Source organism: Malonomonas rubra, from assembly GCF_003247215.1.
Taxonomy (GTDB): domain Bacteria; phylum Desulfobacterota; class Desulfuromonadia; order Desulfuromonadales; family Geopsychrobacteraceae; genus Malonomonas; species Malonomonas rubra_A.
Genome location: NZ_QKAP01000135.1, coordinates 20655 through 39612 on the forward strand (window position 1 = coordinate 20655; position 18958 = coordinate 39612).

Consider the following 18958-nt stretch of genomic DNA (forward strand, 5'->3'; position numbering starts at 1 on the left):
CGGTTACATGAATCGTTCTTTCCCTGATAAATGCAACCTTACCTCGTGGGCAAATGAAAAGTGGGTAAATGGAAAAGCGTACGATAGTCATTTTCTGTCTGAGCATATGGCTTGCAACGGGTGGTGGGGTGTTCGCAGCTGCGATGCCTGACTTACTGGTTGTTGAGCCACAGGTGGATGTTCGGGAATCAGCCGGCTTTGGGGCTGCAACCGAAAGGCATCTGCCGCCCGAGCAGATCGCCCGGACTTGGCTGCTCGACCCGTCCATTTTCAACGCCGATCAGGGCGATCAGGTGGAAGTGCAGCAGGTTGTAGAGCCGGACATCGAGACCGTCAAGCTCACCGATCTGGTGGCGCCGATTCATTTCTACGAGGGGGAAGCGCAGATTCCCACGGAACACCTGTCCCGGCTGCGGGAGGTACTCGACAGCATGCGGCATCGTGACAACGTGCGGCTGCACTTCGTCGGGCATGCTGATTCTCAGCCGCTCAGTTCCGCCTTGGAAGCGATTTATGGCGACAATATCGGTTTATCCCGGGAGCGAGCGGGAACGACCGCGGAGTATTTTCAGCAAGCTCTGAATCTTCCCCCGGAAGGTATTTCCTACGAAGGCGTCGGGGCCAGCCAGCCGCTTGCCGACAATGCGACGGAGACCGGTCGGGCGCTCAACCGGCGGGTGGAGGTCGAGGTCTGGTACGACGAAATCGGTGAGAAGACAGTCGATCGGGAAGTTATCGTTCCCCGCCAGGTTAACCAAGTCAAGGTTTGCCGGACCGAAACCGTCTGCAAGCTGCGTTACCGGGAAGGGCATGAACATCGTGCCCGGATCAGGAACCTGGTCGCTCCTCTGCACTATCGCGAAGGGATGTTGACTGTCCCGGACAGTTTCCAAAGGCAGATCGAGCAGTCCCTGGACAACCTACGCGGCAAGCGAAATCCGGTCGTAAAATTTATCGCCTATTCCGACACTAAGCCGCTAGATGGTCGGGAAAAGCGGATCTATGAAGATCACCTTGGTTTGACCAAGGCGGTTGCGCGCCGCGTCTCTCTGGCGGTGGGCGAAGAGCTTGGGTTGACCGGCTACAGCCTTGCCAGCGAGGGAAAAGGGACGGATCAGCCTGTCGCTTCCAATGACACCCCTCAGGGGCGTAGCAGAAACCGCCGCGTCGAAGTGGAATTCTGGTATGACGACCCATTACAGGATCTGCCCGACGAACCCCAGATCTGTCCTGATGATAGCGGTGCCGAAACAGTAACTCGGATCTACGAGCCGCCGGGTGGCAGTATCGAACCGATCCGGTTTGAGCAGGGCAACCCAGTGGTAACGGCGGCTGAAGTCGAACGGCTGCGGCAGCAAATGGACGAGATCAGCGATCGGAGCAATGTGCGACTGCGCTTCATCGGCTATATCGGTAATAAACCTCTGGATCGACGGACTGCAGCAGTTTACGGCGACGACATCGGCTGGTCAACAGTCCGCGCTGTGCGGGTCAAGCACCTGGTCAGCGAGATGCTAGGGCTCACTGAGGAACAGACGGAATCCGAAGGGCGTGGCTACGTTCAGGCGGACGATGTGGTCAATGAGGGCTTTCTCGAGTCGAATGACTCACGGGTTGAAGTGCAGATCGTCTATGACGAGTTGCTGCTTCTCGATGACTTCGAGGGGGTGGAGATCACCCGCATGTCGCGCGAGATTCATACCGAGCATCCCTATGCTCTCAACCTGATGCGTATCTCGGTCGATGGCCGGCCGCTCGATGATCCGGGCAAGGATGTGACCGATCTGCAGCGCTGCACTGATGTGGCCCTGGACCGGGCACAGGTGCGGTTCAAGCACAACAGCCTGCAACGAGAGCCGCGGCTCAACGTGACCGCTTGGCCCCGCGCCATCCGGTGGCAGGATGATCCGGAGACTGCTTTTGTCGAGAATCGGGTTGGTTTCCGTCTTTATCTCAATTATCGCAGTTTCATCGACCGGGCGGAAGTGCGGATTTTCGATGAACAGCAATCGGTCCGCGATCTGCCGTTGGCGGTGGTGGTAATGGATGAGGATGGTTTGGCTGCTTGGCAGCCGGAATTCACTACCTTCTCCGCCACCGGTCGAAACCTGAAATACTTGGTGCGGGTCTACGATTCCCAAGGACGTTATGACGAGACGGTTCCCCAACCCCTGTGGGTGACCGACCGCCTCGATGCGGAAACCCTGACCGTCGAGCCGGCAACGGAACTATTGGCCGGCTATGGTGAAAGCCGACTCGCCACCCGGCAGATTCCGCTGCACGGGGGTACGGTGCAGGCTTACGGTCAAGCCATCCCAACCGGTTATCAGGTCTGGCTTGCCGGTTACCCGGTTCCAGTCGATCGGGAAGGGAAGTTTGTCGCCGAAGAGATCCTGCCGGAAGGGGTGAATACAGTTGAAGTGGCGGTTCTGGATCAGGTGGGGAACGGCGAACTTTTCCTTCGTGATCTGGAGTTGGAGCACAACGACTGGTTCACCGTAGGGATCGCCGATCTGACCCTGTCGGCCAGTAGTACCGACGGACCGGCCAACCTGGTCGCCCCGGATGAAAAGCGCTATCGCGAGGATGTCGGTCTGCAGGGACGATTGGCCTTCTTTACCCAGGGGCGCTTTGGGGAAGATTGGGGCTTGACCGCCAGCGCCGATACCCGCGAGGAGGAGTTCGACGAAATTTTCAGTAACTTCCTGGACAAATCCCCGGAGGCCTTGTTCCGGCGAATCGATCCTGACTATCACCTGCCGACTTACGGTGATGACAGTACCGTCACCGAAGTTGCACCGACTTCAGGAAAGTTCTACCTGAAGTTGGACAAAGGGGACAATTACGGCCTGTGGGGGAATTTCAAGGTCGACTACACCGACAATAGCCTGGCTCATGTAGACCGAGGCTTGTACGGGGCCAGGCTGCATTACCAGACTGGCGCCTTGACCACTTTTGGTGAGCGTCGTCTGGAAGTCGACGGGTTTGCCGCCGAACCGGGCACTGTGGCCGGGCGCGATGAGTTCAGAGGGACCGGCGGGTCGCTTTATTACCTGCGCCATCAGGATCTGTTGCAAGGCTCGGAACGGGTCCGCATTGAAGTGCGTGACAAGGAGTCCGGACTGGTCCTAAGTGTGAAAAACCTGACCCCCGGCCTCGATTACGATGTTGATTATCTCCAGGGACGCATGCTGTTGAACCAGCCCCTCTCGCCGAGCGTCGATGACGGGTTGCTAGTGCAAAGCGATACCAGCGGCGGACATCCCGCATTTTTGGTGGTGCGCTACGAATTCACTCCCGGCTTTGATGAGCCCGATACCCTGACCGCTGGCGGCCGATTGCACTACTGGGTCAACGATCATATCAAGGTTGGCGTTACCGCCAGCGATAATGAAGATGCAGACGAGACCGGTAACCTCGGCGCGGTCGATGTCACCCTGCGGAAAACGGCGCGGACCTGGCTGAAGCTTGAAGCCGGCCGCAGTGAGGGGAGCGGGGTGCAGGAAACCACGTCACTCAATGGCGGTTTCAACTTCACTACGGTTGAATCGGGGGCCGCTGTGAACGATCAGGCCGAAGCGCACCGAGTAGAGCTCAGCGTTGATTTCAGCGATTTCTTTGCCGCCTACCCGGGGTACTTGACCCTCTATCAGCAGGAAGTTGCCGCCGGCTATTCGGCTCCGGGTCTACTGACCGCCAAGGATACTACGAAGTACGGTGGGACTCTGAAGTGGCCAGTCAGCGAACGTGTCCAGTTGCAACTTAAGGCCGATCGTCAGGTTCAGCAGGATGGACTTGAAACCGACGCCGGGGAACTGAATGTCGACTACCAGCTGAGCGAACAATGGACCCTGAGCAGCGGTGTTCGACATGACCGGCGGGAGGATCATTCCACCGTTGTTCCTCCTACGCAGGAAGAGGGAGAGCGGACCGATGCCTTGCTGCAGCTACAGTATGATTCTCTGGAGCGTTGGACCGCTTACGGATTCCTGCAGGATTCGCTGCAGACCTCCGGCAACCGAGAGCAAAATGCCCGTTTTGGGTCCGGTGGCAGTTATCGTGTCAGTGAGCGATTCAAGTTGAATGGCGAACTATCCAGTGGTGACCTAGGAGAGGCCGCCCGGCTGGGCAGCGAATACCTTTACTCCGACCGGACCACCCTCTATCTCAATTACGCTTTAGAGAACGAGCGCTCCGACAACGGTCTACGCGCCCACAAGGGGAGTTTGGCCTCCGGTTTCCGCACCCGTTACTCCGACAGTGCCAGTGTATTTCTCGAAGAGCGTTATACTCACGGCGAGGTTCCAACTGGGCTAACGCATGCCACTGGGGTGGAACTAGCGCTGAACGACCGTCTCAACCTTTCTGCCAACCTCGATTACGGCATCCTCAAAGATCAACAGTCCGGTGCCGAGATCGAACGGACCGCCTTGGGGCTCAGTGCCGGTTATGGTTTCGACAAACTGAAACTCTACTCTGCCGTCGAATACCGGCTAGATGATACGGAGCAGGTTGCTGCCGAGAACATCCGGCGGACGACCTGGCTGCTGAAGAACAGCCTCAGGTATCAGGTATCGCCCGACTGGCGGCTGATCGGCAAGCTCAACCTGTCTCGTAGCGACAGCTCGCAGGGCACCTTCTACGACGGCTCTTACACAGAAGCGGTGCTGGGATCGGCTTATCGACCGGTGGCCAACGATCGACTCAATGCTCTGCTCAAATATACCTATTTTGCCAACCTCCCGACCGTTGATCAACTGACTGGCAATTCGACCGAGACCACTTACGTTCAACGCAGTCATATCGCTTCTTTCGAATTGATGTATGACCTGACGGAACGACTGACCATTGGTGGCAAGTATGCTTATCGTTACGGGGAGGTCAGCCAGGACCGGGTTGATCAACAGTTCTTCAGCAGCCGGGCACATCTGTATGTCCTGCGCACCGACTGGCATGTCCTGTATCGCTGGGATGCACTGGTTGAGGGGCGCATCCTTGATCTCCCAGACGCCGGAGACCAGCGTAGCGGGATTCTGCTCGGTATCTACCGGCATCTGGGCAATCACGCCAAACTGGGGGTCGGTTATAACTTCAGCACGTTTTCGGATGATCTGACCGACCTGGATTACAAGCACCAGGGGCTGTTCATTAATCTGGTCGGAAAGTTTTAACAGGGTGATAACTATGGTGAATATCTTAAAAGTGATCGTTTTCGGCTTCGGTATCTTGCTGGGAGTGAGCCTAGCAGCTCGTGGCGAAGAGATCCCCGGAGAGCGTTTTAAGGGGCTGGATGAACAGGTGCAGGAGATCAAAAGTGATGTCCTGTCGATCGCCGCTGAATTGAATCAGCTGGAGGAAAAGCTGCTTTACCCATCCAATACCCAGTTGGCCATTTTCGTTTCCTTGGCTGAGGGGGAAACCTTCCGCCTCGATGCCGTTGAGCTGCGCCTAGATGGGGACAAAGTCACCCGCCACCTCTACACCTATAAGGAGTTGGAAGCTCTGCGCAAAGGGGGCGTGCAGCGACTCTATACCGGCAATGTGCGGATCGGAAAACATCAGCTGGAACTGGTCTACCAAGGCAAATCTTCTGGCGGGAGCGATTTCCGTCAGGAGGAGGCCTTCACGGTAGAGAAAGAGACGGGGCCCGGAATTGTTGAAATCACACTGGCTAAAAGCGAGATTACTTTCAGGAAAGAGTAATTCATGGCTCGATTCGTTGCATTGCTGACCGTTTTGCTGTTGACGGCAAGCCCGGCTACCAGCGCTAGTACGCCACAAAACCTGCGGGATCTCTATTTCGGGGAGGCGCTTTACTACGCTTTTCAGGGGGAGTGGTTCGATGCCGTCGCCCGGCTCGATACCGAACTGGCTCAATACCGGCGCCTCGATCAACCGCAGCTCGACACTCTCTACTATCACATCGGTCAGGCCAAGTTCGCCGTCGGCGATTTTGAGCTGGCTTACCGGATGCACCACCGCGCCGGCCGGGCTATCAGCGCGGTGATCGAGGGGAACGTGGCCGAAGAGGTGCGCAACGAAGGGCTTTATCGGTTGGCACGAATCTATTTCCAGAAAGACCAGCCAGTGAATGCGTTGCTCGCTCTGGAGCGAATCGAGGGCACGGTGCCCGAAGATGTCAAAGATGATCTGTCCTTCCTGCGTGGACAGGTTCTGATGGTCAACGGCCGCTACGGAGAGGCCACCGCAATTTTCAGAGAGTTGCAGAAAACGGAGCGGTTGCAGGGTTTCAGCGATTACAACTTGGGGATTGCTCTGATCAGGGATGGGCAGGAATTGGCAGGTTTGAAGTCTCTCGAACAGACCGGACAGCTCAATACTGAGAACCCCGAAGTTCTGGCCATCAAAGACAAGGCAAACCTGATGCTCGGCGGAAAACTGCTCGAGACAGAGAACTTTACGGCGGCCGCGCTGGCACTCGACCGGGTCCGGCTCGACGGGCCGTTCTCCAACCGGGCTTTGCTCAGTGCTGGCTGGGCAGAGGCGTCCCGGCAGAACTTTGAGCGTGCCCTGGTTCCCTGGAGCCTGCTGGCGGAACGTGAGGTGACCGATGATGCTGTTCAGGAAGCCCTGCTCTCCGTTCCCTATGCCTACGGCAAGCTGGGGGTCTTCAGTAAGGCTGCGAACTTATACAGTCAGGCGCTGCAGGCGTACGGCGCGGAGATCGACAAATTGAGTATCTCGATTAAAAGCATCCGGGAAGGGAAGTTTCTGCTGGCTCTGAAGCAGGAAGAACTGCAGGAGGATGCCGACTGGGTCGTCAAACTACGGGAGTTGCCCGATTCCCCGGAGACCTTCTATCTGCTCGAACTATTGGCTTCGCACGATTTCCAACTGTCGCTGCAGAACTATCTCGACCTTGAACAGCTGGGTAAAAAACTGCGCAGCTGGCGCGGCGACCTGGCCGTGTTTGAAGAGCTTATCGTCACCCGCCGGGGCTACTATGCGCCGTTGTTGCCGGAGATCGACCAGAGCTTCCGGGAACTAGACGCGCAAATGCGTTTGCGCCTGGAGCAAAAAGACCGGGTCGCGCAGCGACTACAGACGATGCTGGTGGTGCCGCGGCCCGATTATCTGGCGACCGGGGCGGAGCGGGTCAGCCTGGAACGGCTCGACCGGCTGGAACAGAAATTGTCCGAGGACGTCGGTTTGCCCTCACCGAGCCAGGCTCGGATCGATCGCTTGCAGGGAACGCTGCTGTGGAACATTCATACTGATTATGATCGCCGGTTGACAGAAACCTATAAGCATCTGCAGACGCTGAACGGGGAGATCGAGAAGCTACGTCAGCAGTATACTGCCTTCGTCCGTACTCGGCAGGCCGCTACTCAGAGTTATCAGGGGTACGATCAGTTGATTATCCGTTTGCGGACCCGTATCGATACCGCCGCGGAGAAGGTCGCATCGTTGGCGGCCCGACAAGGTCACCTGCTGGAGACGATGGCGGTGGATGAACTTATCAGCCGCCGCGAACGGTTGGCGGAATACCAGGTCAAGGCCCGTTTTGCCATGGCGGACAGCTATGATCGTGCCGTCCGCGCTGAGGGGGAAAAGAGGGTGGAGCAATGAACGGATTGCGGTTCTGCATACTGATCCTGCCGGTGTTGGTGGCTGCCTGTTCGTCGGGGGATGGCGGAAGAACCATTGCTGCGTTACGTTCGGTGAAGATTGAAATCCGGGAAGAGCAGATCGAAGACGGGCTCGACAAGGCGATGGCCGGCTATGAGCAATTTCTGGCGGAGAGTGAAGGATCGGCCATGGTCCCCGAGGCTATTCGGCGACTGGCAGACCTGAAGGTGGAGAAAGAATACGGCTACATCGGCGGGGTCCAGTCCGCACCCGATGTTTCCGACTTGTCGGCGCCGGAGACGGTGTCTCGTCGGGGCACTGCCATGCCCGCCCAGGAGCTCTCGAGCGGGGCAGAGGAAATTGAGCTGGAGGACGAATTCGAGCAGCGGGCTACTCAAAGCATCTCTCTGCAGGAACCTGTCCAGAGCCAGGACGACATTGCTCTGGCAATCGATGACCTTGAGCGTGCCGGGGCGCGGGAAGCGATTGAGCTTTATCAGAAGCTGCTTCGGGAATACCCGTTATATGAACGCAACGATCAGGTCTTATACCAGATGTCCCGCGCCTATGAGGAACTGGGTCAGATCGACCCGGCGATGGAGATCATGGACCAACTAGTAGGAGAATTTCCCGAGTCCCGCTATTTTGACGAGGTTCAGTTCCGCCGCGCCGAGTATTTCTTCACCCGGCGCAGTTATCTGGAGGCGGAGGACGCCTACGCCAGCATCGTTGCCCACGGCGTCGGCTCCTTTTATTACCAGCTGGCTCTCTACAAACTGGGCTGGACCTTCTACAAACAGGAACTTTACGAAGATGGCCTGCGTAAATTTATTGGCCTCCTCGATTACAAAGTGTCCGTGGGGTACGACTTCGAACAGGTCGAAGACGAGCAGGAACGGAAGCGGATGGAAGATACCTTCCGGGTGATTAGCCTGAGCTTTTCTTATCTCGGTGGGGCCGAGGCCGTGGTCGATTACTTCACCCAGTACGGTGCGCGCAGCTACGAGGACAGCGTCTATCGCAATCTCGCCGAATATTACTTCACCAAGCGGCGCTACAGCGATGCCATCGCCAGCTACAGTGCCTTTATTGATCGCAACCCGTTCCACCGCAAGGCGCCCCTATTCCATATGCGGGCGATCGAAATCAATATTGCCGGCGGTTTCCCGTCGCTGGTTATCGAAGGGAAGAAGGAGTTCGCCACCCGCTATGGACTGCAAGCGGAGTACTGGCAACACTTTCTGCCGGAAGATCGGCCTGAGGTGCTCGACTTCCTGAAGACCAATCTGACAGACTTGGCCAACCACTATCACGCCCTCTACCAAGAGCCGAAACTCAAGGAGAAGCAAGGGGAGAACTTCGCTGAGGCCCAGCACTGGTACCGAGAGTTTTTGGTCTCTTTCCCGCAGGCGGAAGAATCGCCGGTTATCAATCATCAGTTGGCCGATCTATTGTTGGAAAATCGTTCTTTCGTCGAGGCGGCGGTCGAATACGAGCGAACCGCCTACGACTATCCCGTGCATGACAGCTCCTCCAAGGCCGGGTATGCGGCGGTTTACGCCTATCGGCAGCACCTTAAGACGGCCAAGCCGGGCAGTGACGATCCGATCCGTCGGGATGTCATCAGTAGCTCGGTACGCTTTGCCGACACTTTCCCGCAGCACGAGAAAGCGGACGTGGTGCTTGGCGCCGCAGTAGATGACCTGTATGACCTGAAAGACTTCGAACAGGCGGTGACGGTCGGCCGACATCTGATCACGAGTTTTCCTGAGGCCGATGAAGCCGTCCGGCGTGCCGCCTGGCTGGTAATCGGGCACTCAACCTACGAATTGCAGAAGTTTGAAGAGGCGGAGACCGCCTATGTGCAGGTACTGGATCTGCTGCCGAAGGATGACAAGACTCGAACCGGGTTGATCGATAATCTGGCGGCCTCGATCTATAAGCAAGGGGAGCAGGCAAATGCAGAACAGAATTACCTGGCCGCAGCCGAGCATTTCCTGCGGGTCGGGGCGATGGCACCGACCTCCAAGCTCCGGGCCAATGCCGAATACGATGCGGCGGTTGCCCTGATCCAGCTAAAGGACTGGACACGGTCGGCCGAGGTGCTGGTCGCTTTCCGCGACGCCTTCCCTGAGCACGAGCTGCAGCGCGAAGTGACGAAAAAGATCGCCTACGTCTACCGGGAGGACGGCAAACTTGCTTTGGCCGCCGAGGAATATGAACGGATCGAACGCGAATCGAGCGACCCGGAGATCCGTCGGGAAGCCCTGCTGGTTGCCGCCGAGCTTTACGAAGAGGTCGGGTTAAGCGAACGGGTCCTGGCAGTTTATCAACGCTATGTCGGACACTTTCCGCAACCAGTTGAAATCAATCTGGAAACCCGCAACAAGATTGCCGAACTGTTGAAACAGAGCGGCGATCTTGAGAGATATCTGCTGGAGCTGAAGAGTATCGTTGCTATCGACGCGTCTGCGGGGGAAGAACGGACTCCGAGAACCCGCTATCTGGCCGCCAAGGCCGCCTTGGTGCTGGCGGAACCTGGATTCGAGCGCTTTGCGAACATCCAGCTGGTAAACCCGATCAAGGACACCTTGCGCCGCAAACAAAAAGCGATGAAGGCGGCCACCAAGGCGTTCAGCGATCTGCTCGACTACGAGGTTGGAGATGTCACCGCCGCCGCCACCTACTATTTGGCCGAGATTTACGACCACTTCAGCAAGGCTCTCATGGCCTCGGAACGTCCCGATGGTCTCAGCCCGCTGGAGTTGGAGGAATACGAGCTGGCCATCGAAGAGCAGGCCTATCCCTTTGAAGAGAAAGCAATCGTCGTGCACGAAAGCAATCTAGAGTTGATGGGCATCGGGGTTTACAACGACTGGATCGCCAAGAGTCTGCAGAAACTGGCCAAGCTGGTTCCGGTACGTTACGCCAAACCGGAGCAGGAAAGCACCGTGCTCGTTTCGTTCGAGACGTTCAGCTTTGAAATCGTTCACCCAGAACTTCATGCGGAGCAACCGGCCTCTGAAGAAGAGGAAATATCCCCTGACGGTGAACCGGAAGTGGTCGTTACCCCGACCGTTGCCGAACCGACTGCCGTAGAGCAGCTGGAAGCATCGCCGCTTCCAAGCAATGATACCCAGAGTCAGCCCTATATGACCGCTGCTTCGGGCCAAGAAGAGGAAGTGGGGGCAGAGCCAGACGAGCCACTTCCAGTACCGGATGAAGAGGAAATATCCCCTGACGGTGAACCGGCAGTGGTCGTTACCCCGACCGTTGCCCAACCGACTGCCGTAGAGCAGCAGGAAGCAGCTCCGCTTCCAAGCAATGACACCCAGAGTCAGCCTGAGATGACCGCTGCTTCGGGCCAAGAAGAGGAAGTGGGGGCAGTACCAGACAAGCCGCTTCCAGTACCGGATGAAGAGGAAATATCCCCTGACGGTGAACCGGCAGTGGTCATTACCCCTCCCGTTGCCGAACCGACTGCCGTAGAGCAGCAGGAAGCAGCTCCGCTTCCAAGCAATGATACCCAGAGTCAGCCTGAGATGACCACTGCTTCGGGCCAAGAAGAGGAAGTGGGGGCAGAGGTGCCGAGCAGCGAAGCGCGAGTGCCGCGGGCAGAGCCAGACGAGCCGCTTCCAGTACCGGATGAAGAGGAAATGTCCCCTGACGGTGAACCGGAAGTGGTCGTTACCCCGACCGTTGCCGAACCGACTGCCGTAGAGCAGCAGGAAGCAGCGCCGCATCCAAGCAATGATACCCAGAGTCAGCCTGAGATGACCGCTGCTTCGGGCCAAGTCAGGCTGGAGTAGAAGGATGAGACAAGGGATGAAAATCGACCAGAGACAGAAGAGATACAGTCAGCGGATGCGAGGTTCCATGAATCGGGCAATTTATTGGGCCGCACTAATAACTCTGTCAGTCCAGCTTTTAGGTTGTGCTGGCGGGCTGGCGGGCAAGCAAGTTGAACCGGCTGAGAAGGTGCCGGTTGTAGATGAAGAAGCCGGAGTGACGCCGCTCTCAGATGGGCGGACGGGATTCGTGATCCGCGAAGTGCCGCAGCGGACAGCAGAGTGGCAGGACGATTTCGTTGCTGCAATCGGGCATCTGCAAGCAGAGGATTTTTCCACCGCCGCCCAGTTGTTGGAAAATGTGGTAGCGCAGTCACCGGACGTTACTGCACCGTACATTAATCTGGCCATCGCTTTTCGGAAACTGAACAAACTTGAGCTAGCCGAAAAACAGCTGAAAACAGCACTGGAGCTTTTCCCGGCACATCCTGTAGCCAGCAACGAGTACGGCCTGCTGTTACGGTCAACCGGGCGCTTTGCCGAGGCTCGTTCGGTTTACGAACAGGCTCTGAGCATGTTCCCCCATTATACCCCCTTACGCAGGAATCTCGGCATTCTCTGCGACCTCTACCTGCAGGATTTGAGCTGTGCACTCGATCAGTATGAGCAGTATGGCGCGGCCAATCCGGATGATGAGCAGGTGCAGTTATGGGTGGCCGATCTACGGATGCGACTCGGTCAGTAACTTAAGTCAAAAGCGGCCCTGTACAGATGGGCCAAATGAGAAAGTAAATGAAAAGTACAAAGGAGAAAGCGCATGTATCGGAAATGGATTCTTTGTATCGGTTTGACTCTGTTGACAGTGCTGCCGGTCGTGGCTCAAGGGCCTGAAACAGAACCGGTCCGAAAAGCAACAGACGCCAAAGAGCTGTCTGGCATGTCAATCGTTGGTAACGATGAAGCCCCCAAATCCCTCTATATCGTTCCCTGGAAAAGTTCTGAACTCGGTGTCGAGACCAGTCTGAAAATGCTGGCACAGGAAGGCGAGGCCCCGCTCGATCGGGAGGTCTTTGCCCGGCAGCTGGACTACTATCAGGTTCGTTCGACACCGTTGAAAATAAACTAATACACCGTTACGAAACACTGAGCCGCACCAACCCTAAAATTCAAAGAGTAAGCTGGAGGTAAACTAATGGGAATTTATTCAATCGTGGCATTTTTTCAGAAGGGTGGCATGTTCATGTACCCGATCCTGCTGGTTTTTACGGTCGGCATGTCGATTGCGATCGAGCGTTGGGTGCAGTTGAGCCGCACCCGGGTGAAAAATAGCAAAGTCTGGGAGCAGATTCAGCCGGTGTTGGCAGATGGCGAGTTCGAAAGGGCTCGCGAAATGGTGGATGAAGATCAGTCCACAATCTCACGGATGTTGTCGATGGGGTTGGCTCGTCAGGGAGCAGTTCGGCGGCGCGAAGATATAGAGATCGCCATGGAAGAGAGCATGATGGAGATCATCCCGCAGCTGGAAAAAAGAACCCCCTATGTTGCCCTCTTGTCCAACATCGCCACCCTGTTGGGGCTGCTCGGCACGATCATGGGGCTGATCGAGGCTTTTACCGCCGTTGCGAACGCCAATCCGGCGGAGAAGGCCGATCTGCTCTCCGCCAGCATCTCAGTGGCCATGAACACCACCGCCTTCGGTTTGATGGCTGCGATTCCGCTGATGTTGATTCATGCCAAGTTGACCTCTACCACCGGCCAGATAGTCGATAGTCTGGAGATGGCTTCGGTCAAGGCACTGAATAGCATCACCAATTTTGCCAAACGCCAGCATCCGATGAGTTGACCATGGGTAGTCGACTTCGTTATCGCAGACACCGGGGAGCGAAGGAAGCGCCTGAGCTGGACATCACCACCTTCCTGAACCTGATGGTGGTCCTGGTTCCGTTTCTTCTGATCAGTGCCGTTTTTTCCCGGGTAACGATCCTGGAATTGAGCGTGCCGACTGCCGCCGGCGGAGCTGCCGAGGTGAAACCAAGCTTCACCATCGAAGTGGTGGTGCGCAAAGCCGGCCTCGAGCTTGCCAACGGTTCACAGGTGGTCGCGGCGTTTCCCAAAAAAGAGGATGAATACGATTTGGAGAAGCTGACCCAAATGCTGATCCGGCTGAAGAAGGATTACCCGGAGAAGAAGGACGCTACCGTACTGATGGAACCGGATATCGAATACGACACGTTGATTCGGTTGATGGACACGGTGCGGGAAACGGAGCTGAGCGAAGAGGGGAATGACACGTCTCAGAAACTGGAGTTGTTCCCCCTGATATCGATCGGAGACGCGCCATGAGAAAGACCAGACGCATCAGACGTATGGAACGTAATCGCAAAAAAGTGGGGGGGCTCAACCTGACCTCACTGATGGACGTATTCACCATTCTGGTATTTTTTCTCCTCGCTAACTCTTCTTCGAGCGAGGTGCTGACTACTCCCAAACAGATCAAATTGCCGGATTCTGTAGTGGAGTTAAAACCGCGGGAGACGGTGGTGATCTTGGTCAGCCCGGAGGCCGTGTTGGTGCAGGGGGAGAGTGTTATCGGCACTCCAGAACTGCTGGCGGAGAAAACCGACCGAGTTGCTGCCATCAGAGAGCGACTGGGACAGCTGGAGCGGAATATCATCGGCATCAACACCAAAACGGTGGCGCAAAGCCAGGAAATAACTATTCTGGCGGACAAGTCGATTCCGTTCCGGGCGCTCAAAAAAATTATGACAACCTGCACGGATTCCGGATACGGGAGGATTTCCCTCGCCGTAATCCAGAAGGCCGGCAAAACGGATGGATGATCCCGTGAATACTTCAATCTTGTCACAGGAATTGGAGCCTCTGAACGAGCGGATTGAGGAGCTCAAGCAGGCGGTCGTGATGTTGGAAGGCGAGCTGTGTGGCGTAGAGACAGAACTGGAAAATTTCGCCACCGATCAGCAGCACTTCGACATTCTGCAAGAAACCTGCACTGCCCTCGAGCGACTTAAGGAACTGGGAGCCGGGGAGCTTTTTTGGGAAGGTTTGACCGACGAGAATGGCGCCGTTGAACACGCTGAACGGATGCGCACTCGAATCGCCGCATTCCGGGAAGAAACCCGCACTTTGTACGAGCAAAAGGCCGCACTGCAAGAGTCGCTGGATGAAAATTTACTGGAGCTTGACGAGTTGTTCGAAGAGGTTCGTCAGGCCTATGGCCGCGAGGAGCGGCGTCAGGAAGAGTTCGTCATCGAGCGGGAGATCTCGTTTTTCACTTATCGGCCAGCTCTTATGCCTTGGTCCAATAACGCCGAGAGCGAACGGCGGTTCCGCCGGGTGCTGCTGATTTCGTTGTTTTGGAGTCTGGTTCTCAGTATCGTAATTCCACTGGTGAATGTACCGCTGCCGGACCGGAACACCGAAATGCTTGAGATTCCGGAGCGGCTGGCGATGCTTGTCAAGCAGGAACCCCCAATGGTAACGCCGCCACCGGTACCGGAAAAACCGCAGAAAGAGGAGAAGATCGACCCTGAACAGGAGAAGCCGATCGAGCCGAAAAAAGCCGCCGATGAACCAAAGAAAGCGTCACAAAAGGCCAAGCCCGCCGCCAAGCCCAAGTCGAAATCGGCTGGCGGTGAAACCAAGCTGGCCCGGCAGAAAGCTGAGCAGACCGGTGTCCTCGCCTTTAAGAGCAGTTTTTCCGACCTGATGGACGAGGTCCCAGTGGCTAAACTGGGAACCGAAGCCCGGCTGAAGAAGACCGATCCAAGGATCCCGGGACAAGCCCGGGCGCAACGCTCGCTGGTAGCGAAACAGGCAGCGGGTGGCGGCAGCGGCGGCATCAGCAACTACGCGGTCAGCCGGAATCTTGGAAATGGCGGCACCGGTGGTGGGAATGGCTATGGCAATGCCGGGCAAATCGGAGGCGTCGGCACCGCCAAGGTAGACAGCAGTTTGGCCGATCTGACCGAAGAGCAAGGGCGGCCGTTGAGCGATGGCGTCGGTGCCGGGCGGACCGACGAGGAAATTCAGATCGTTTTCGACCGTTATAAGGCGACCCTGTACCGGATCTACAATAAGGAGCTGCGTAACGATCCGACCCTTCGCGGTAAATTGCTGCTGAGAATTATTATCGAACCAGGCGGAGAGGTATCTTTCTGCAAGGTGGAGTCAACCGACCTGGCTTCTCCTGAACTGGTGACGAGTATTGTGGCCCGGGTCATGCGGTTTAATTTCGGTCCGAAAGAAGACGTGCCGAAAACGACCATCCTTTACCCGATCGATTTCCTGCCTGCAAGTTAACTGCATGGAGACAAAATGAAAAAAAAAGTGTGGATGCTTGATGATGGGGAACCTTCAAGTTGGCTTGATTTTGAGTCGATCCTAGTCCCTGAAGCGGCGGAGTCGATCCAGGTTATAAATACGCCGGTCACCAAAAAGCAGGAGAAAAGCCCTGTGACCGCCTTCAGTCTCTCTCTGTTGGTTTGGGGGAGTGGTCATTTTTACCTTGAGAAGAATCGGCCGGGATATATCTATCTGTCGCTGATGGGGCTCTATTTCATCATGGGCACCGCATTGATCTTGTTTCATCAGGAGTTTGCCCTTTTTGCCGCGGAACGGCTGCATGTCTTGCTGGTGGGCGGGGTTTTGGTGGTGCTTGGGTTGCTGATTTGGGGGTCCAACGCCGTTGATGCTTATTATCGAGCCAAGCGTCTGCAAAGTACTCCTTTCCTCGGTCTGGAGCAGAAACGCTGGCCGGTATGCGCTTCGCTGTTGGTCCCTGGTTGGGGACAATTTCTAAACAGTCAGCCGAAAAAGGGGATATTCTTTCTGTCCTTTGCTCTGGTCGGCTATCTGGCGCTACTGATTTTGACCATCGCGCGGCCGATATTGCCGTTGCTGGTTACAGAACCGCTACGAAACGGATATGAGGTCGCTCTGATTATTACGCTCGTGGCGATTCCTCCGGTTCTCCTGTTTTGGGTTCTGGCGGTCAATGATGCTTATCGCTCTTGCGAAGATTTTTTGCACAACAAACGCCTGTCCGTTTCCGCAGGAAGACGTTTGAGCAGCCGCAACGTGCTGGTTGACCTGACCCCCTCGTGCTCGGCAGTGTTGGGATTTATGTTGGCGATTTCTCTGGGCATGCAATTTTTGCCGAGAGAGTACTATTCACAGTACCTGACGCAGATAAAAGGAGAGTTGCTGGCCAACAAGCTGATTATTCTTCCAGAGTTGGTGGGAAGAGTTTTGGCTCTTTTGAGCCAATAACAAATCAAACCAAGGATACCCGATTACTTGGAACTTGAAAGGAGGAAATAGAACGTTTAGGCCTGACCCTGGTAGGTCCAACCCTTAAATGAAAAGTATGTATGCAAGGAGAAAAAGTGATGTTACGTACAAGTCTTATCTTATGCCTAGTATTGCCGTTTTTTCTGATTTTCTGCGGCTGTGCCGCTAAAAACGAAGCCGTTCTTGAACCGGCGGTAACGCCAGAGGTTGAAGCAGTTGCACCGCAGCCGAATACCATTGAGGAAGTTATAAAAGACCAGTCCTCCAGCGATGAGAGTCTGGTAGCACCGGCAACGGCCGAGGAGGTGCACCCGATTGATGTCAGTGATCTCGACATCATCTTTTTCGCTTCCAACTCTTATGAACTGACCGACCAAGCAAAACAGTTGCTTGACGATCATGCCGAATGGATGCAAACACATCAGGGGTCTATAGCGACCATTGAAGGTAATTGTGATGAACGCGGTTCTGACGAGTATAATATGGCCCTCGGGGAACGGCGGGCATTGGCCACCAAGGAGTATTTGGTACAGCTCGGCATTGCCCCAGAGCGGCTCACCATTCTCAGCCTTGGAGAAGAGAATCCGGCAGTTGTTGGCCATGATGAAATTGCTTGGGCGAGAAACCGGCGGGTCGAATTCAGATAGTTTGGCTTGCTGCGGGGGCACCATTTTTAAAGACTGGTGCCCCCGTATGATTACGATAACTAAACGCGGTTAAAGGTTACCTGCGGAACGCAGTATTAACCGTGGTTGGGGAAGTGTGGAAATTGTAAGACCAGGAATCCTATAGTAGCGCAAGGATGGATTTTGTTTCGATTCCATGTGCCATATCGGGGATAAGATAGGTTGCCTCACGGTTGGTTCGATTGCCCGGATAGGATGATGGTCGGGATAGACTGGACCATTTAAATTGATATCTTTGGCTAAATTGAAAGTGTCTCCAACAAACTTTTAATCAGAAGTTTTCTGCGTTGAATAGATTTTCGTTTGATATTTTGTTTTATTTGAGAATTGTTTTATAGGAGTGGCAGTGAGGGTCAAATTTTTAGTTGTTTGCTTACTTCTTTTTCTTTCTTCAGATTTCGTTTTTGGGGTCGACTTTAACACCTGCGGCGACTGTCATAATAGTGTTCAAGAAGATTCGCAACAGCAATTTATCCATTCTCCATTCAATGAAGGGGCGTGTGAAGAGTGTCATGTAATGGATGCTGTAATACTTTCCCAGGTTAACAAAAAAATAGATTGGTTACATGAAGATCTGATCCCATCAAAGACTCACCGCTTTAGGGTTCCAGAAAATAAATTAGGAGAGATTTTAGTTGTTGAAATCAAAGACTCGTTAGGCTTGTCAAAAAGGGAAGAGGTTCCAGTCCCGTCTTTACATGAAGTCCTGCAAGTAGAAGATTCAGAAATTGCTCCGAAAATTTCAAACCCTCGTCTTGTGGGCTTAGACCAAGGGATTTTTCTGGCGGCAACGGTTGGCTGGGAGACCAATACGTTGACTGATGCTTCTGTACTATATGGTGAGGACGATCTATCGAATTATTTGTCATTAGATGGGCGTATTGGGCGAGAACACATTGTTTCCATAACTAATTTGGCACATAACAAAATATATCGGTTCATTGCTATTTCAGAAGATGTTTTTGGGAGAAAAAGCGAATCTCGCCCAGTTAAGTTTTCTACTTTTGCTGATACAACTCAGCCCCAATCAGAAAAAACTAAATCCACTGAAATATCCGGAAGTGTTGCGGCGAAATTTAGTCGGATAGAAGATGATTATCTGATTGATGTGCAGCTATCGCAGGCAAACAGGATTTTCATTGGAACAAAGGGAAGGGCACAACCTTGCTTTCCAGAGGATGCGTTCCATTCTGGACTTAATTGTGCTAACGAAATCTTGATGGAACCGTGTTTAAGTTGTCATCAAAGGCATGGTCATCCAGTTGGTGTTGTCCCGAAGAAAAAAGGGATCAGAATCCCTGAGGAATTTCCAACCCTATCTGGCGGTCAAGTTGCTTGTGCATCATGTCACGATCCCCACAGTTCACAATATTATCAACTTACTCGAAAGAGTGGCAGTAGGCTTTGTGTCAGCTGCCATAGTAAGTAGAGTAGAAAAGACAGGATTTTAGGTTGTCCCACGGTTGGTTCGGTTGTCAGGATAGGACGGTGCATGGAATAGATTGGACCAAAATGATACCTTTGGCTAAATTGAAAGTGTCTCCACCAAACTTTTAATCAGATGGTCGTGGGTTCGATCCCCCC

At 54.8% G+C, this 18958-nt stretch carries 13 protein-coding genes; all 13 read left to right on the forward strand.

The features are described 5' to 3' along the window. Nucleotides 1–68 precede the first annotated feature (68 nt). The 13 genes from Q7J88_RS14080 to Q7J88_RS14140 all read left to right on the forward strand — a co-directional run bounded on the left by Q7J88_RS14080 (nucleotide 69) and on the right by Q7J88_RS14140 (nucleotide 18803). Nucleotides 69–5171 (forward strand): OmpA family protein, encoded by a 5103-nt coding sequence (locus Q7J88_RS14080; RefSeq protein ID WP_303722871.1) that lies wholly within the window; start codon nucleotides 69–71, stop codon nucleotides 5169–5171. A 13-nt stretch (nucleotides 5172–5184) separates the two neighbouring features. Beyond that, nucleotides 5185–5703: a hypothetical protein gene (locus Q7J88_RS14085; RefSeq protein ID WP_303722872.1), complete on the forward strand. Its 519-nt coding sequence runs from the start codon at nucleotides 5185–5187 to the stop codon at nucleotides 5701–5703. Between the two features lie 3 nt (nucleotides 5704–5706). Next, nucleotides 5707–7590, forward strand: coding sequence for a lipopolysaccharide assembly protein LapB (locus Q7J88_RS14090; RefSeq protein ID WP_303722873.1), 1884 nt, complete (start codon nucleotides 5707–5709; stop codon nucleotides 7588–7590). Then, entirely contained in the window at nucleotides 7587–11399 is a 3813-nt protein-coding gene (locus tag Q7J88_RS14095; protein WP_303722874.1) for a tetratricopeptide repeat protein, read from the forward strand. The genes Q7J88_RS14090 and Q7J88_RS14095 overlap by 4 nt, the downstream gene beginning before the upstream one ends. 4 nt (nucleotides 11400–11403) lie before the next feature. Continuing rightward, entirely contained in the window at nucleotides 11404–12123 is a 720-nt protein-coding gene (locus Q7J88_RS14100; protein ID WP_303722875.1) for a tetratricopeptide repeat protein, read from the forward strand. A gap of 72 nt (nucleotides 12124–12195) precedes the next feature. After that, complete coding sequence (locus Q7J88_RS14105; RefSeq protein WP_303722876.1) at nucleotides 12196–12504, forward strand: hypothetical protein; 309 nt, start codon at nucleotides 12196–12198, stop codon at nucleotides 12502–12504. Nucleotides 12505–12570: 66 nt separating this feature from the next. Then, complete coding sequence (locus Q7J88_RS14110) at nucleotides 12571–13221, forward strand: MotA/TolQ/ExbB proton channel family protein (RefSeq protein ID WP_303722877.1); 651 nt, start codon at nucleotides 12571–12573, stop codon at nucleotides 13219–13221. A gap of 2 nt (nucleotides 13222–13223) precedes the next feature. Then, the gene (locus tag Q7J88_RS14115; RefSeq protein ID WP_303722878.1) at nucleotides 13224–13721 is read left to right on the forward strand and encodes a biopolymer transporter ExbD; all 498 of its coding nucleotides are present in this window, start codon (nucleotides 13224–13226) and stop codon (nucleotides 13719–13721) included. Further along, on the forward strand, nucleotides 13718–14218 hold the full coding sequence (locus Q7J88_RS14120) for a biopolymer transporter ExbD (protein WP_303722879.1): 501 nt from the start codon (nucleotides 13718–13720) through the stop codon (nucleotides 14216–14218). Before Q7J88_RS14115 ends, Q7J88_RS14120 begins: the two co-directional genes overlap by 4 nt. Before the next feature lie 4 nt (nucleotides 14219–14222). Beyond that, nucleotides 14223–15698, forward strand: a complete 1476-nt coding sequence (locus tag Q7J88_RS14125; RefSeq protein WP_303722880.1) for an AgmX/PglI C-terminal domain-containing protein — start codon at nucleotides 14223–14225, stop codon at nucleotides 15696–15698. 15 nt (nucleotides 15699–15713) lie between these two features. Then, entirely contained in the window at nucleotides 15714–16667 is a 954-nt protein-coding gene (locus Q7J88_RS14130; protein ID WP_303722881.1) for a hypothetical protein, read from the forward strand. A 119-nt stretch (nucleotides 16668–16786) separates the two neighbouring features. After that, nucleotides 16787–17335, forward strand: a complete 549-nt coding sequence (locus Q7J88_RS14135; RefSeq protein ID WP_303722882.1) for an OmpA family protein — start codon at nucleotides 16787–16789, stop codon at nucleotides 17333–17335. Nucleotides 17336–17720: 385 nt separating this feature from the next. Further along, nucleotides 17721–18803: a cytochrome c3 family protein gene (locus tag Q7J88_RS14140; RefSeq protein WP_303722883.1), complete on the forward strand. Its 1083-nt coding sequence runs from the start codon at nucleotides 17721–17723 to the stop codon at nucleotides 18801–18803. Nucleotides 18804–18958 lie beyond the last annotated feature (155 nt).